The organism is Microbacterium sp. NPDC019599, assembly GCF_040632175.1.
Taxonomy (GTDB): Bacteria; Actinomycetota; Actinomycetes; order Actinomycetales; family Microbacteriaceae; genus Microbacterium.
The window spans coordinates 120,384-135,334 of sequence record NZ_JBEYBL010000004.1; the positions used below are offsets into that span (position 1 = coordinate 120,384).

Consider the following 14,951-nt stretch of genomic DNA (forward strand, 5'->3'; position numbering starts at 1 on the left):
CGTGTCGCGACAACGCCGTTGTGTCCTCATCCGGCCCCCTTCGGAGGACATACGGGCGCTCTCGCGGAAGGACCGCGGGGGAAGGGGCGGGGAACGGGGGCCCCGTCATCCGGCATCCGCCCAGCGAACCCGCCGGTACTCTTGACAGGTGGCCTCTCCCACCGACGACGCGCCCGTGACGGGCGCCCCCGCCGCCCCTTCCAACCCCTACGCCGCAGCCGGTGTCGACACCGCTGCCGGCGACCTCGCCGTCGAGCTGATGAAGTCGGCCGTCCGGCGCACGCACGGTCCCGAGGTCCTCGGCGGCGTCGGCGGCTTCGCCGGCCTGTACGACGCCTCGTTCCTGCACTCGTACCGCCGGCCGCTCCTGGCGACCAGCACCGACGGCGTCGGCACGAAGGTCGCGATCGCGCAGGCGATCGACAAGCACGACACGATCGGGCTCGACCTGGTCGGCATGGTCGTCGACGACATCGTCGTGGTCGGGGCCAAGCCCCTCTTCATGACCGACTACATCGCGTGCGGCAAGGTCTTCCCGCAGCGCATCGCCGACATCGTCCGCGGCATCGCCGAGGGCTGCGCCGCGACCGGAACGGCCCTCGTCGGCGGCGAGACGGCCGAGCACCCCGGCCTCCTCGGACCGGGCGACTACGACGTCGCGGGCGCCGCGACCGGCGTCGTCGAGGCGGATCGGATGCTGGGCGCCGATCGCGTGCGCGACGGCGACGTCGTCCTGGCCCTCGCCTCCAGCGGCCTGCACTCCAACGGCTACTCGCTCGTCCGCCACATCGTCGCGCGCGCCGGCATCCAGTACGGCGACAACGCCGCCGACTTCGGCACGACGTGGGGCGAGGCCCTGCTCGAGCCCACTCGGCTCTACACCTCGCCGCTCCTGCGCCTCGTCGAGGCGACGGGCGACGGCGTCCACGCGCTCAGCCACGTCACGGGCGGAGGCATCGCGGCGAACCTCGCCCGCGTCCTCCCGCAGGGCACGTGGGTGGAGGTCGACCGCTCGACGTGGTCGCCTTCCCCCGTCTTCCGGGTTCTGGCGGACCTCGGCGACCTGTCGCTCGAGCAGACCGAAGGCACGTGGAACCTCGGCATCGGGTTCCTCGCCGTCGTGGCGCCCGAGACGGCCGATGCCGCGGCATCCGCCCTCACCGCGGCGGGGATCGCGACCTGGCGCGCAGGGCTCGTCCAGTCGGGCGCGCATCCCGAGGGCGAATTCGAGCAGGGCGCGAAGGGCGTCGACGGCGGGGCCGTCCGCCTCGTCGGCACGTACGGCGACCACGACGTCGCAACCCACTGACAAACGGAGCGAAGCAACAACACATGTGCGGAATCGTCGGGATGGTCGGGCGCGGGCCCGTCAACCAGGAGATCTACGACTCCCTGCTCCTCCTGCAGCACCGCGGTCAGGACTCGACCGGCATCGCGACCGCCGAGCACAACGGCGTCGTGCACATGGCCAAGGCCAAGGGCCAGGTGCGCGAGGCGTTCCGCACGCGCGACATGCGCGCGCTCCTCGGCGACCTCGGACTCGGCCACGTGCGCTACGCGACCAAGGGCACGGCCTCCAGCGAGGAGGAGGCGCAGCCGTTCTACGTCAACGCCCCGTACGGCATCGTGCTCGTGCACAACGGCAACCTCACCAACACCCGCGAGCTGACCGACGAGCTCTTCCACAAGGACCGCCGGCACCTCAACACGTCCAGCGACACCGAGCTGCTCGTCAACGTGCTCGCCAACGAGCTGCAGGGCTCGATCAAGGGGCTCCAGCTCGACCCCGAGCAGGTCTTCGAGGCGGTCACGCGGGTCCACGAGCGGGTCGAGGGCTCGTACGCGACGATCGCCCTCATCGCCGGATACGGACTGCTCGCGTTCCGCGATCCGTTCGGCATCCGCCCCCTCATCCTCGGCACGCGCAAGCACGAGGACGGCCACTACGAGTGGGTCGTCACGAGCGAGTCGCTCGTGCTCGAGAACGGCGAGTTCGAGGTCGTCCGCGATGTCGACCCGGGTGAGGCCGTGTTCATCGACCTCGAGGGGCGCCTGCACACCAAGCAGTGCGCCGCGCAGACGCAGCTCGCGCCGTGCTCGTTCGAGTACGTGTACCTCGCGCGTCCCGACTCGATCATGAACGGCATCTCGGTCTACGAGGCGCGGCTGCGCATGGGCGACCGCCTCGCCGACACGATCGCCAAGTACACGCCCAAGGGTGCGATCGACGTCGTCATGCCCATCCCGGACTCGTCGCGCCCCGCCGCGATGCAGGTCGCCCGCAAGCTCGGCATCGAGTACCGCGAGGGGTTCTACAAGAACCGCTACGTCGGCCGGACCTTCATCATGCCGGGGCAGGCGGTGCGCAAGAAGAGCGTGCGACAGAAGCTCAACGCGATGTCGAGCGAGTTCAAGGGCAAGAACGTCCTGCTCATCGACGACTCGATCGTGCGCGGGACCACCTCGAAAGAGATCATCCAGATGGCGCGGGATGCCGGCGCCAAGAGCGTCACGTTCGCCTCGGCCGCCCCGCCCGTCCGCTACCCGCACGTCTACGGCATCAACATGCCTTCGCGGCACGAGCTCGTCGCCCACGGTCGCACGATCCCCGAGATCGCCGAGGAGCTCGGCGCGGACTACATCGTGTACCAGGAGGTCGAGGACCTCAAGGCGGCGATCCTCGAGGGCTCCGACCTGGACGACCTCGACATGAGCTGCTTCGACGGCCGGTACGTCACGGGCACCGTCTCGGACGAGTACCTCGCGTGGGTCGAGGGCTCCCAGGAGTCCTGACGCCGTCCGCACGCGCCGCACAGGTCAACCACGGATCTGCAGGACGAATCCGTGATTTCCCCCCTCCGGATGCGTGGTTGACCTGTCGATCCGGTGGCGAAGGAACGGTCGGGTACTGCGTAGGCTCGAACGGTGAGCCACCACTCCCGTCCGCTGTGGCGTGGGCGGGCCCTCGCCCTGATCGGGATCGTCCTGCTGGCGTTCTCGCTCCGCTCGGGCGTCGCGTCGCTCTCGCCGATCCTCGATCACATCGCGGCGGACTTTCCGCTCCCGGAATGGGTCGTGGGGCTCATCGGGACGGCGCCGCCCGTGTGCTTCGCCGTGCTCGGCATCCTGACCCCGCAGTTCGAGCGCCGGGTCGGCCTCGAGCGGCTCGTCGTCGTCGCCCTCACCGTCGCGACGCTCGCGATGGCCGGCCGGGCGTTCGCCGTCGACTCGATCACGCTCCTCATCGGCACGACGGTCCTGTTCGCCGCCGTGGGCGTCGGCAACGTGCTGCTGCCGCCGCTCGTGAAGAAGTACTTCCCCGACCGCATCGGGCTGCTCACGGCCGTGTTCTCGACGACGATGGCGGTCGCGACGTTCCTGCCGCCGCTCGTCGCCGTGCCGGTCGCGGATGCCGCGGGCTGGCGTGTCTCGCTCGGGATGTGGGCGGTGTTCGCGGTGGCGGCGCTCGTGCCGTGGCTCGCGCTGCTCGTCCGCACGCGGCGAGATCCGGACGACGACTTCGAGGTCTCGCGTCACGGCGTGTTCGCTCGCCTGTGGCGATTGCCGGTCGCGTGGGGGCTCACCGTGAGCTTCGCGAGCTCCGCGGTCCTGGCCTACACGGCCTTCGCATGGCTGCCGACGCTCCTCGTCGACGTCGCCGGCGTCACGCCCGCAGTCCGCCGGAGCGATGCTGTCGCTCTTCGCCGCGATGGGCCTGCCCGCATCGCTGCTCGTGCCGCTGCTCGTCGCCCGCTTCCGGATCGTGCGGTCGCTCTACGCCGTCGCGGTCGTGACGGGGCTCCTCGCGGTCGCCGGACTCCTCGTGGCGCCGGCGGCGGCGCCGTGGCTGTGGGTCGCGCTCCTCGGCATCGCGCCGCTGCTCTTCCCGGTCGTCCTCGTGCTGCTCGGATTGCGCGCGCGCACGCACGAAGGGTCGGTCGCGCTCAGCGGGTTCGTGCAGAGCGTCGGCTACGGGATCGCGGCCGGCTTCCCTCTCGCGTTCGGTGTCATCTACGAGCGGACCGGATCCTGGGTCGGCTCGCTGTGGCTCCTCGCCGTCGTCATCGCCGCCGCGATCCCGGCCGGTGTCCTCGCCGCCCGCCCGCACACCGTCGAGGACGAGTGGGAGCATCGCCACGGTGCCTGGTCGGAGCCCGATCAGGACGAGTGAGTGCGCCTCTCAGAGACCCGGGCGGACGTCCGCCGAACCGCTTTCAGGCACGACGAACCCACGTCGGGCACGCACCACGATGCGAACCGCGGCATCCGTGTCCTGACGATTCAGCGATCGAGTCGCGTCAGGCCCGCTCGTCCTCGTACTCGTCGGAGTACTGGTCGGCCCACTTGTCCACGTACTCGCCTTCGTGGTGACCGAGTTCGCGTTCGAGTGCCGCGTAGTTGACGGTCGGGCTGAAGGACTTGAGTTCACGGGCGATCTTGGTGTTCTTCGCCTTCTGACGGCCACGCCCCATATGCGAGACCCCCTCATTTCCGAGTCGCGGGCTTCAAAGCGGGCGTCCCGCTGTCCGTAGCCCGGGCAATCACATCCGGCTGCTCAGGCCGGTAAGAGTAGCATTCAGAATAACACGGAGCGTCGGGGCACCGGCGGCGCACGCGCATGCGGAAGGGGCGATGTACCAATGGCGGACGAGGCATCCGAGCTCGCGAACGACGAGGCGGCCCACACAGAACTCCACGGAGCCGTCATCGCGGGGATCGTCCCCGGTGAGCCCGCCCGAGTCGTGAAAGAGGCGGCTCGCTACGCGAAGGTGCTCGGCGCACCGCTCCTGGTCGTCCACGTCGACGTCACGCGGTTCGTGACGTACGAGGACCCGGACGGCTACGTCCACTCGGCGCCCATCGACATGAACATCGGCGGTGGCGAAGGCGATCTCGAGATCGTGAAGGCCGAGACCACGAAGGCGCTGGAAAGCCACGACGTGTCGTGGACGGCCCGGCAGCTCGTCGGGGACCCGGCGATCGCCATCAAGCATCTCGCCGACGAGGTGGACGCCCGTCTCATCGTGGTCGGCACGCGCAAGCACGGCATCGGCGAGTCCATCCGCGAGTTCTTCACGGGCTCCGTCGCGGCGCGACTCGCGCACCGCCAGCATCGGCCGATCCTCGTCGTCCCGCTGGGCGAGCCCGTCGCGGACGACGAGGAGATCTGGCCGGCCTAGGTCAGGCGCTCGCGGCCTCGGCGTGCGCCGGGGCCTTCGCCCAGTTCGTCGAGCCGTACCAGTCGACGACGATGACGGGCTCGTCGCCGACGACCCACGCGTCGTGGCCCTGGGGCAGGCTCGTGACGTCACCCGGTCCGGCGACGAACTCCGTGCCGTCGTCCATCCGGACGCCGAGCCTGCCCTGCACGTGGTACTGGAAGTGGGGGGCGAGGCACGACTCGGTGCCGGCGATCGGCCCGACGTCGTTCGACCAGCGCCATCCCGGCTCGAGGATGAGCCGTCCGATCGTGCTGTCGCCGACCTCGAGGATCTCGGCCTTGCCGTGCGGGAAGGTCCGGACCTCGGAGGGGCTCGAGAAGGTCTCGTGCTCTGTGGTCTGCATCTCGTCCTCCTTGACGCAGTGTCTACCTACTAGTAGACAGATTGTCTCCCTACCAGAAGGTAGGCGCAAGAGCGGGATCGGATTACGATGAGCGACATGTCGAGCACCACGACCGCGACGACGGCCGACCGCATCCTGGACATCGCCGAGGAGCTCGTCCAGACGCGAGGTGTCAACGGCATGTCGTACGCCGACATCGCGGCCCGTCTCGGCATCCGGAAGGCGTCGCTGCATTACCACTTCCCGTCGAAAGCGGATCTCGTCCACGCGCTCATCGAGCGGTACGCGCGCCGCTTCTTCGCGCAGCTCGATCGGATCGACGACGGCGAGACGGATGCCGCAGCCCGCCTGCGCGGGTACGCCGAGGTCTACGGGGGAGTGCTCGCGCGAGGGCGCATGTGCCTGTGCGGCATGCTCGCGTCGGACTATGCGACGCTGTCGCCCGACGCGCAGACCGAGGTCGCGCGGTTCTTCGACAAGAACACCGAGTGGCTGTCGCGCGTCATCGCGGACGGCGTGCGCGACGGTCAGCTGACCGGGGCCGCCGAGCCTCGCGACGCGGCCGAGACGCTGCTGGCCGGCCTCGAAGGCGCGATGCTCGTCTCCCGCCCCTACCAAGGCTCTCAGCGGTTCGACGCGATCGCCGCCTCGCTGCTCGCGGCGCTCGGCGCAGCACCCCGCGCGGGCGCCTGACGCGGAACGGCCCCGGACTCTCGCGAACCCGGGGCCGTCGAACAGTCGGATCAGCCGCGCAGCGATCGGGTGACTGAGCGGGCGGCCTCCTCGAGAGCGGACTCGAGGTCGTCGATGGTCCACTCCGCGATGGCACCGCCGCGCGCGACGTGCGTGCGCAGGTCGCTGCGGACTCGTGCCCGGAACTCGGCCACGAGCGCCTCGGCACGGTGCAGCTGCTCGCGGCTCGCGGTGCGCACGTCGTCGACGGGGGACGGGGCGTAGGTCGTCGTTCCTCCGCCGCCCCGGTCGTCCTGCGCCGCGGCGGCGAGGTCGGCGCGCAGGCTCTTCATGGCCTCGCGCACGCTGCCGCGCACTTCGTCGGCGATGAGCCGGACCGAGTCGGCGAGACCCGCCTCGATCCCCTCGAGCTCGCCGGCGCGCGCCTGGACCTCTGCGTGCCCCGCCTCGGTGATCTGGTACACCGTCTTGCGGCCGTCGACCGTCTTGGTGACCAGGCCCTCCTCCTCGAGCTTCGCCAGGCGCGGATAGATCGTGCCGGCGCTCGGCGTGTACGTCCCGCCGGTGCGGTCGGAGAGCGCCTGCATGATGTCGTAGCCGTGCCGCGGCCCCTCGTCGAGGAGGTTCAGGAGGTACAGCCGAAGGTCGCCGTGCGAGAAGACGGGGGCCATCACCACTCCTCTCCTGATTCGTGGGGCTCGGATGCCGGCACGCTCGCGCGGCGCAGCACCGTCACGTCCCCCGACACGGTGTTCGCGCGCACGTCGGCGAAGCTGCCGCTGAGCTCGCCGATCGAGCCGGTGTAGTTCGTCGTGATGCCGCCCTGGCCCGAGCGGACGACGCCGTCGACCTGGACGCGGCCGCCGACGCTGCGGATCGCGTAGTTGGCGGGCAGGTCCTGGTCGAGGCGGATCGTCGCGTTGCCGCTCACGCCGTTGATCGTGACGGAGTGGACATCGCCCGTCGAGTCGACGAGCACGCCGCCCGAGACCGTGTCGACGGTCGTCTTGCGGAGCGAACCGGTTGCGGCGATGTCGCCCGACACCGTGTTGGCGTTGAGCGTGCCCGTCAGGTCGCGGATGTTGACGTCGCCCGACACGGCGTTGACCGAGACGTCGCCCTGGATCGAGTCGGCCATGATGTCGCCCGACACGGTGTTGAGCTTGGCGTCGTTGCGCACACCCGAGATGAGGGCGCTCGCCGACACGACACCGAGGTTGAGCGCGATCGAGCGGGGGACGGCGACGCTGATCTCGGCCTTGGGGCCGCTGGAGCCGAAGTTGCGGAACACCTCGAGGAAGTTGTCCCAGCGCAGCTGCGGGTGGTCGATCTCGACGACGTCGCCGGTCGCCTCGATGCGGAGGTCCTTGATGGTGACCGCGTGGACTTCGATGCGGACGCCCGGGTCGTCGTGGGCGACGACGTCGACCTGGCCTCCGATGAGGCCGATCTTGAGCTTGCGGACGTCCTCGATGTCGATGACGCGCGTCTCGCCCGGGTGGATGATCCACTTCTCGAGGGTCATGGTGTGTCTCCTGTGGTCTGAGTGACTCGCGATATATCGCGTGCGATCACGATAACACGATATATCGCGTTCACGCCAGGCGACAGCATCCATCCGCCGGAAGATGCGGCTTGACCTTGACGCAGCGTCAACCTCTAGCGTGGAACGCGAAGAGAGGAGGGCGCCATGGAATGGTCGATCCAGCAGATCGCCAAGCTCGCCGGCACCACCAGCCGGACGCTGCGGCACTACGACGACATCGGGCTGCTGAGACCGTCGAGCATCGCGCACAACGGTTACCGGCACTACGACCAGGCCGCGCTCGTGCGCCTGCAGCGGATCCTGCTGCTGCGCGAGCTCGGACTCGGGCTCCCGCAGATCGCGGACGTGCTGACGCGCGAGACCTCGGAGGAGAGCGCCCTCGAGAGCCACCTCGCGTGGCTCCGCCAGGAGCAGGACCGGCTCGGCCGTCAGGTCGCGTCGGTCGAGGAGACCATCAGAGCACTGAGAGGAGGTGAACGACTCATGGCAGAGAACATGTTCGACGGCTTCGACCACACGCAGTACAAGGACGAGGTCGAGGAGCGCTGGGGCAAGGAGGCGTACGCGCGCTCCGACGCCTGGTGGCGCGGAATGGATGCCGACGCCAAGGCGGCATGGAAGGCTCGGAGCGAGGCGCTCGGCGCCGACTGGATCGCGGCGGCCGAAGCGGGCATCGCGCCCGACAGCGCCGAGGCGCAGGATCTCGCCCGCCGTCACGTGGAGTGGCTCACGGGCATCCCGGGCACGCCGGCTGCGGCCCCGGGAGGGGACGTCAAGGGCTACGTCATCGGCCTGGGCGAGATGTACGTCGCCGACCCGCGGTTCGCGAAGAACTACGGCGGACAGGACGGGGCGGCCTTCGTGCGGGACACGCTGCGCGTCTACGCCGACGCCAACCTGTAGCCGCCCGCGGATGAATAAGAGCGGATGCCTCGGAATCGAGGCATCCGCTCTCTCGTTCTGCGCGGGACCGGCCCCCCGGGGGTCCGGCGCAGAAAGGACGAGTCCCGCACGCCCGATGTGCGGGACTCATCGTCCGGAGTCGTCAGACGCGGTTGCGGCCGCTGATCAGTCGGAACAGGAACACGATCAGGGCGATGATGCCGACGATGATCGCGACCCACAGCAGCCAGTTGAGGGCGGAATTCAAGCCACCGACGATCGCGAGGATGATCGCGACGACGACGATGATGATGAGGGCGAGGTTCATGGGGTGCTCCTTCTCGCATGATGGACCGCTGGGTGAGCGGATGCCCGGTGGGGCATACGCAAACCTCCCATCGGCCCCCGCCACCTGGGAGGGGCTTGACGGCCCTCGATGGGCGGTGCTACTCGCGGGGGCAGCGCCGCACCACGCCGCACAGGGTCTCTCGATCCGGGCGTAGGCCCGAGCCCGGATGCTGTCAATCCCCCCGATGCAGGCCCGCCGCGCCGGTAGTGTCGCGCCCACCGAGAGGAGGCAGTGCCATGCCGAAGGGAAGGGGCTCGAACAGCCTGAAGGACCCCGAGCTCTACGAGGAGCTGCGCGACGAGGGCAACTCGAAGGAGAAGGCGGCGCGCATCTCGAACGCCGCGGCGCGGGACGGCCGCTCGAACGTCGGCCGGCGCGGCGGCAAGTCCGGCGACTACGACGACTGGACCGTCGAGCGCCTCCGCAAGCGCGCGAAGGAGCTGGGTCTTTCGGGCTACTCGGGCAAGCGGAAGGCAGAGCTCATCGGCATGCTGCGCGGCCACTGACGTGGCGCGACTGGTCCGGGTGAGGCCGGGAGAGGATGCCGGCATCCGGCGCGTCCGCGCGGGCTCGGGCTTCCGCTATCTGACGGGGGACGGGGCGGCCGCCGCGGAGGCCGATCGCGAGCGGATCCACCGCCTCGTCATCCCGCCGGCATGGGAGGACGTCTGGATCTCGGCCGACCCGCTCGGCCACATCCAGGCCGTCGGCACGGATGACGCGGGCCGGCGTCAGTACCTGTACCACCCGCGCTGGCGCGAGCGCCGCGATCGCGGCAAGTTCGCCCGCGCGCTCCTGCTCGCCGAGGCCCTGCCGGGCGCGCGCCGGCGCGTCACATCGTCGCTGCGCGGCGAGGGGCTGGGCCGGGAGCGCGTGCTGGCCGCCTCGTTCCGGCTGCTCGACGAGGGGGCGCCCCGCATCGGATCCGCGCGGTACCTCGAGCGGCACGGCAGTCGCGGCCTCACGACGCTGCACCGCCGGGACGCCTCGGTGGAGGCATCCGTCGTCACGCTCTCGTTCCCAGCCAAGAGCGGGCAGAGAGCGTACATCGAGCTCGACGACGCCGAGCTCGCCGAGGTCGTCGCCGAACTCGTCGCGGGCAGCCCGCGGGCTCCGCTGCTCGCGTACCGGCGCGGGAGGCGGCGCGTCGCACTGACCCCCTCCGAGGTCAACGACTACATCCGCGAGATCGCCGGCAGCCGCTTCACGGCGAAGGACTTCCGGACGCTGCGCGGAACGACGCTCGCCGCACAGGCGCTCGCTCGCATCGGCACGGTCGACACCGAGCGCGACCGCAAGCGCGCGGAGCTGCTCGCCGTGCGCGCGACGGCGGAGGCGCTCGGCAACACGCCGGCGGTGGCGCGGTCGAGCTACATCGACCCGCGGGTGTTCGCGGCGTACGGCCGGGGCCGCGTCCTGGACCTCGGTCGCTCTCCCGAGGCGGCGATCAGGGACCTCCTGCGACCCTGACACGGCCGCTCGCGGCGCGCGCGCCGTGGTGCCGGCGTGTGCCGCTTCTACAGTGTGGCTATGGTGCGGCGCCGTGCGTTCACGCCGGCCGCGTTCGTGGCGGTCGTGCTCGGCGGCGCGCTCGGCGTCGCCGGCCGTGCCGCCATCACGCTGCCGTTCCAGGACGCGCAGGATTCGCTCGTCGTCCCTGCCGTGACGCTCGCCGTGAATCTCGTGGGGTCGTTCCTGCTCGGCGTGCTCGTCGGCTGGGTGGACGACCGCCGCCCCCTGCTGCGCGCCTTCGTCGGCACGGGCATCCTCGGCGGCTTCACGACCTACAGCGCGTTCGCCGTCCAGGTCGCCGAGACGGGCGGGACGGCTCCCGTCGTGAGCCTGATCCTCGCGGCCATGTCGATCTTCACCGGCGTGCTCGCCGCGGCGCTCGGCCTGCGCGTGGGACACGCGGGCGCGCACGTGCCGGCGAGCAGGGTCGAGCCTCCGGAGGCGGCCGAATGACCCCGTGGAGCGGATGGATGCTGTTCCTCGTCGTCGCGGGAGCAGGCGGACTCGGCGCGGGTCTGCGCTATGCGATCGATGCGATCGTCATGCGGGGCCGCCGCGGCGTCTTCCCGCTCGGCATCCTGATCGTCAACGTCACGGGCTCCCTCGCGCTCGGCGTGCTCACGGGGCTCGGCTCGGCGATCGAGGACGGCTGGGCGACGGCCATCGGCGTGGGACTCCTCGGCGGGTACACGACCTTCAGCACCGTGTCGGTCGAGACGGTCCTCCTCGGCCGCGGCGGCCGGCGGGACTGGGCCTGGGTGAACCTCCTGGGAACACTCGGGCTCGCGGTCGCGGCCGCAGCTCTGGGCATCGGCGCCGGACGGCTGATCGCGGGCTGGCTCCCGGCCTGAGCGGCATCCGCCGCCGGACCTGAACGCGGCGGAGCGCTCCCGGCGGCGTGCGATACTGAATTTCGATACATCCGCGTATCGGCCGCGTCCCTCGGCTTCCGAGCGGCGCGGGGCCGCAGCATCCGGCGATCCCACTCTCTTTGCGAAGGCACCCGTGTCGAACCTCGCCATCCTGAGCCTGAAGAACCGCGCGCTCATCGCGCTCGTCACGATCGTCGCCGCGATCTTCGGCGGCATCGCCCTGACGAGCCTCAAGCAGGAGCTCATCCCGTCGATCGAGTTCCCGCAGCTGTCGATCGTGACGACGTATCCGGGCGCGTCGCCCGAGGTCGTCAGCAACGACGTCTCCGCGCCCATCGAGGCGGCGATCCAGGGCATTCCCGGCCTCGAATCGACGACGGCGACCAGCTCGACGAACGCGTCGATCATCCAGGCCGCGTTCACCTACGGCACGGACCTCGCGACGGCCGAGCAGAAGATCACGCAGGCGATCAACCGCATCAAGAGCGACCTGCCCGAGAACGTCGAGCCGAACGTCGTGTCGTTCTCGTTCGACGACCTGCCGGTCATCCAGCTCGCCGTGACGGGGTACGACGACGAGGCGACGATCCAGTCGCAGCTCGAGTCATCGGTCATCCCGGATCTCGAGGACATCGATGGCGTGAGCGCCGCAGGCATCGTCGGCGGCCGGGGCGAGCGCGTCACGATCACCCCGGATGCCGAGGAGCTCGCGCAAGCGGGCTACACGCAGCAGGCGATCACCGACGCCCTGCAGCAGAACGGCGTCCTGTTCCCCGGCGGGACGGTCGACGAAGGGGATCAGACCCTCACGGTCCAGACGGGCGCCAAGCTCACCTCCGCCGACGAGATCGCCGCGCTGCCGCTCGTGCCGTCGACGCCCGCGCAGGCTCAGGCGGGCGAGGTCACGATCGAGGACGTCGCCTCCGTCTCGCAGGAGCAGGACCCCGTGACGTCGATCTCGCGCGTCAACGGCGAGCCCGCCCTGACCATCGCGGTCACGAAGCTGCCCGCCGCGAACACCGTCGACGTCTCGAAGGCCGTCACCGCGGCGATCCCCGCGATGCAGGACGCGATCGGAGAGGATGCCGAGTTCACGGTCGTCTTCGATCAGGCCCCGTACATCCAGCAATCGATCGACTCGCTCGCGCAGGAGGGCCTCCTCGGCCTCGTCTTCGCGGTGCTCGTCATCCTCGTCTTCCTGCTCTCGGTCCGCGCGACGCTCGTGACGGCGATCTCGATCCCCACGAGCGTGCTGCTGACCTTCATCGGCATCCAGGCGTTCGGGTACTCGCTCAACATCCTGACCCTCGGCGCCCTCACGATCGCGATCGGCCGCGTCGTCGACGACGCCATCGTCGTCATCGAGAACATCAAGCGCCACTACGTCGGCGACGCCGAGAAGCTGCCGTCGATCATCCGCGCCGTGCGCGAGGTGGCGACGGCCATCACGGCATCGACGATCACGACCGTCGCGGTGTTCCTGCCGATCGCGTTCGTCGGCGACGTGACGGGCGAGCTCTTCCGCCCGTTCGCGCTCACCGTGACGCTCGCGATGGCGGCGTCGCTGCTCGTCGCGCTCACGATCGTGCCGGTGCTCGCGTACTGGTTCCTCAAGCCCGGCAAGCCGATCCTCGACGAGTCCGGCCGCCAGATCGATCCGGAGGCCCCGGACGCCCCGCCCACGCGCCTGCAGAAGTCGTACCTGCCGGTCCTCCGCTGGACGCTGCGGCACTCGTGGGTGACTCTGGGCCTCGCCGTGCTCGTCCTCGTCGGCACGATCGCCGCAGCCCCGCTCATGAAGACGAACTTCCTCGGCGACTCCGGGCAGAACACCTTCACGGTCACGCAGGAGGTGGGTCCTGCCGCGAGCCTCGAGGCCGAGGACGAGGCTGCGCAGAAGGTCGAGGACGCGATCCTCGAAGTCGACGGAATCGAGACCGTCCAGACCTCGATCGGCTCGAGCGGCTCCGCGCTCCGCGACGCGTTCACGGGCGGTGGCGGCGGCATCACGTACTCCATCACGACCGATCCCGACGCCGACCAGGTGCAGGTGCGCGAGGACGTCCAGGAGGCGGTCGCCGACCTCGACGACGTCGGCACCGTGACCGTCTCCAGCGGCGGCGGAGGCTTCGGGTCGAGCGACATCGAGATCGACGTCACGGCGCCCGACCAGGGGACGCTGCAGGAGGCGACCGACGACGTCGTCGCCGCGATGGAGGACGCCGACGGGATCGGCCAGGTCACGAGCAACCTCGCGGCATCCCTTCCCTACGTCGCCGTCACGGTCGACCGTGACGCGGCTGCCGAGCTCGGGCTGTCTGAGGTCGCCGTCGGCGCGCTCGTCTCGAACACGATGCAGCCGCGCTCGATCGGCTCGGTCGAGATCGACGAGACGGCGCTCACGGTCTACCTCGCCGTCCCCGAGCCGCCGACGACGATCGAGGAGCTCCGCGAGCTCGAGGTGCCGAGCGCCGCCGGGCTCATCCCGCTCGAGGACATCGCGACGGTCGAGGAGACGGAGGGACCGACGTCCATCACGACGCAGCGCGGTCAGCGCACCTCGACCGTGACGGTCACGCCGTCGACCGACGACCTCAATGCCGCGTCCGCCGCGGTCAATGAGGCTCTCGCCGACACCGACCTGCCGACGGGGGCGGATGCCGAGCTCGGCGGTGTCGTGACGCAGCAGCAGGACGCCTTCTCGCAGCTGGGCCTCGCGCTCCTCGCGGCGATCCTGATCGTCTACATCGTCATGGTCGCGACGTTCAAGTCGCTGCGCCAGCCGCTGCTGCTGCTCGTGTCGGTGCCGTTCGCGGCGACAGGCGCGATCCTGCTTCAGATCATCACAGGCGTGCCGCTCGGCGTCGCGTCGCTCATCGGCGTCCTCATGCTCATCGGCATCGTTGTCACGAACGCGATCGTCCTCGTCGACCTCGTGAACCAGTACCGCGAGAAGGGGCTCTCGGCGCACGAGGCGACGATCGCCGGGGGCTCACGTCGTCTGCGCCCGATCCTCATGACGGCGCTCGCGACCATCTTCGCCCTCACGCCCATGGCGCTCGGCATCACGGGCCACGGCGGCTTCATCTCGCAGCCGCTCGCGATCGTCGTGATCGGCGGCCTCATCTCCTCGACAGTGCTGACGCTGCTCGTGCTGCCGACCCTCTACAACCTCGTGGAAGGGGCGCGCGAGCGCCGAGCGGCGCGGAAGTCGGGCGGGACGGATGCCGCGACACCTCGAGGCGACGGAGGCGACGGGTCGCCGGCGCCGGCCGCCGCTGCAGCAGAGCCGGGCCTGATCGCCTCGGGACTGACCCCTGCCGCACCCGTGAAGCAGACACTCCGTTCGCGGCGGGACCACTCGCACGAGTGATCGCGAGGCGCCGGATGCGTCCGGCGCCTCGCAGACGCCGTCCTCGCGGGACGACGTGCCGGCGCGACCGGAGGGTGACGGCATCCCGCCCCTGCGGCCGAGCCGCAGGACGCTGCGCCTGCGGCTGGGCGGCGCGGCGCAGGGCAGAGCTGAACGCCA

General features: G+C 70.3%; 15 protein-coding genes and 1 pseudogene. 11 read left to right on the plus strand and 5 right to left on the minus strand.

Annotated features, from left to right (window positions below; genetic code table 11):
* Nucleotides 1-175: 175 nt before the first annotated feature.
* The 3 genes and pseudogenes from purM to ABZ477_RS09420 all read left to right on the plus strand — a co-directional run bounded on the left by purM (nucleotide 176) and on the right by ABZ477_RS09420 (nucleotide 4,171).
* A complete protein-coding gene (purM, locus tag ABZ477_RS09410) occupies nucleotides 176-1,309 on the plus strand; it encodes a phosphoribosylformylglycinamidine cyclo-ligase (protein ID WP_360131976.1) in 1,134 nt (377 codons plus the stop codon).
* 23 nt (nucleotides 1,310-1,332) lie between these two features.
* The gene (gene purF / locus ABZ477_RS09415; protein ID WP_360131403.1) at nucleotides 1,333-2,793 is read left to right on the plus strand and encodes an amidophosphoribosyltransferase; all 1,461 of its coding nucleotides are present in this window, start codon (nucleotides 1,333-1,335) and stop codon (nucleotides 2,791-2,793) included.
* Between the two features lie 132 nt (nucleotides 2,794-2,925).
* Nucleotides 2,926-4,171 (plus strand): annotated as a pseudogene (locus ABZ477_RS09420) (MFS transporter).
* A gap of 127 nt (nucleotides 4,172-4,298) precedes the next feature.
* Here the strand turns inward: ABZ477_RS09420 and ABZ477_RS09425 are convergent.
* Nucleotides 4,299-4,472: a DUF3073 domain-containing protein gene (locus ABZ477_RS09425; RefSeq protein WP_360131406.1), complete on the minus strand. Its 174-nt coding sequence runs from the start codon at nucleotides 4,470-4,472 to the stop codon at nucleotides 4,299-4,301.
* Nucleotides 4,473-4,640: 168 nt separating this feature from the next.
* Here ABZ477_RS09425 and ABZ477_RS09430 point away from each other — a divergent pair, with 168 nt between their 5' ends.
* Entirely contained in the window at nucleotides 4,641-5,180 is a 540-nt protein-coding gene (locus ABZ477_RS09430; RefSeq protein ID WP_360131409.1) for a universal stress protein, read from the plus strand.
* 1 nt (nucleotide 5,181) lies between these two features.
* Here ABZ477_RS09430 and ABZ477_RS09435 read toward each other — a convergent pair whose 3' ends face one another.
* Nucleotides 5,182-5,565: a cupin domain-containing protein gene (locus tag ABZ477_RS09435; protein WP_360131412.1), complete on the minus strand. Its 384-nt coding sequence runs from the start codon at nucleotides 5,563-5,565 to the stop codon at nucleotides 5,182-5,184.
* 96 nt (nucleotides 5,566-5,661) lie between these two features.
* Between ABZ477_RS09435 and ABZ477_RS09440 the strand changes: the two genes are divergently transcribed.
* Nucleotides 5,662-6,258, plus strand: a complete 597-nt coding sequence (locus ABZ477_RS09440; protein WP_360131415.1) for a TetR/AcrR family transcriptional regulator — start codon at nucleotides 5,662-5,664, stop codon at nucleotides 6,256-6,258.
* Nucleotides 6,259-6,308: 50 nt separating this feature from the next.
* Here ABZ477_RS09440 and ABZ477_RS09445 read toward each other — a convergent pair whose 3' ends face one another.
* Nucleotides 6,309-6,929, minus strand: a complete 621-nt coding sequence (locus ABZ477_RS09445; protein ID WP_360131418.1) for a PadR family transcriptional regulator — start codon at nucleotides 6,927-6,929, stop codon at nucleotides 6,309-6,311.
* Complete coding sequence (locus ABZ477_RS09450) at nucleotides 6,929-7,783, minus strand: DUF4097 family beta strand repeat-containing protein (protein WP_360131421.1); 855 nt, start codon at nucleotides 7,781-7,783, stop codon at nucleotides 6,929-6,931. Before ABZ477_RS09450 ends, ABZ477_RS09445 begins: the two co-directional genes overlap by 1 nt.
* 165 nt (nucleotides 7,784-7,948) lie before the next feature.
* Between ABZ477_RS09450 and ABZ477_RS09455 the strand changes: the two genes are divergently transcribed.
* Nucleotides 7,949-8,707 carry a MerR family transcriptional regulator gene (locus ABZ477_RS09455; RefSeq protein WP_360131424.1) on the plus strand — a complete coding sequence of 253 codons (759 nt, stop codon included), beginning with the start codon at nucleotides 7,949-7,951 and terminating at the stop codon, nucleotides 8,705-8,707.
* Between the two features lie 142 nt (nucleotides 8,708-8,849).
* On the opposite strand, the gene ABZ477_RS09460 is transcribed toward ABZ477_RS09455, so the two are convergent.
* On the minus strand, nucleotides 8,850-9,014 hold the full coding sequence (locus ABZ477_RS09460) for a hypothetical protein (protein ID WP_360131427.1): 165 nt from the start codon (nucleotides 9,012-9,014) through the stop codon (nucleotides 8,850-8,852).
* A gap of 257 nt (nucleotides 9,015-9,271) precedes the next feature.
* Between ABZ477_RS09460 and ABZ477_RS09465 the strand changes: the two genes are divergently transcribed.
* The 5 genes from ABZ477_RS09465 to ABZ477_RS09485 all read left to right on the plus strand — a co-directional run bounded on the left by ABZ477_RS09465 (nucleotide 9,272) and on the right by ABZ477_RS09485 (nucleotide 14,792).
* A complete protein-coding gene (locus ABZ477_RS09465; RefSeq protein ID WP_360131430.1) occupies nucleotides 9,272-9,541 on the plus strand; it encodes a Rho termination factor N-terminal domain-containing protein in 270 nt (89 codons plus the stop codon).
* 1 nt (nucleotide 9,542) lies between these two features.
* Nucleotides 9,543-10,505 (plus strand): DNA topoisomerase IB, encoded by a 963-nt coding sequence (locus ABZ477_RS09470; protein WP_360131433.1) that lies wholly within the window; start codon nucleotides 9,543-9,545, stop codon nucleotides 10,503-10,505.
* A gap of 60 nt (nucleotides 10,506-10,565) precedes the next feature.
* A complete protein-coding gene (locus ABZ477_RS09475; RefSeq protein ID WP_360131436.1) occupies nucleotides 10,566-11,000 on the plus strand; it encodes a CrcB family protein in 435 nt (144 codons plus the stop codon).
* Nucleotides 10,997-11,398, plus strand: a complete 402-nt coding sequence (locus ABZ477_RS09480) for a CrcB family protein (RefSeq protein ID WP_360131439.1) — start codon at nucleotides 10,997-10,999, stop codon at nucleotides 11,396-11,398. Before ABZ477_RS09475 ends, ABZ477_RS09480 begins: the two co-directional genes overlap by 4 nt.
* 154 nt (nucleotides 11,399-11,552) lie before the next feature.
* Nucleotides 11,553-14,792, plus strand: coding sequence for an efflux RND transporter permease subunit (locus ABZ477_RS09485; protein ID WP_360131442.1), 3,240 nt, complete (start codon nucleotides 11,553-11,555; stop codon nucleotides 14,790-14,792).
* Nucleotides 14,793-14,951 lie beyond the last annotated feature (159 nt).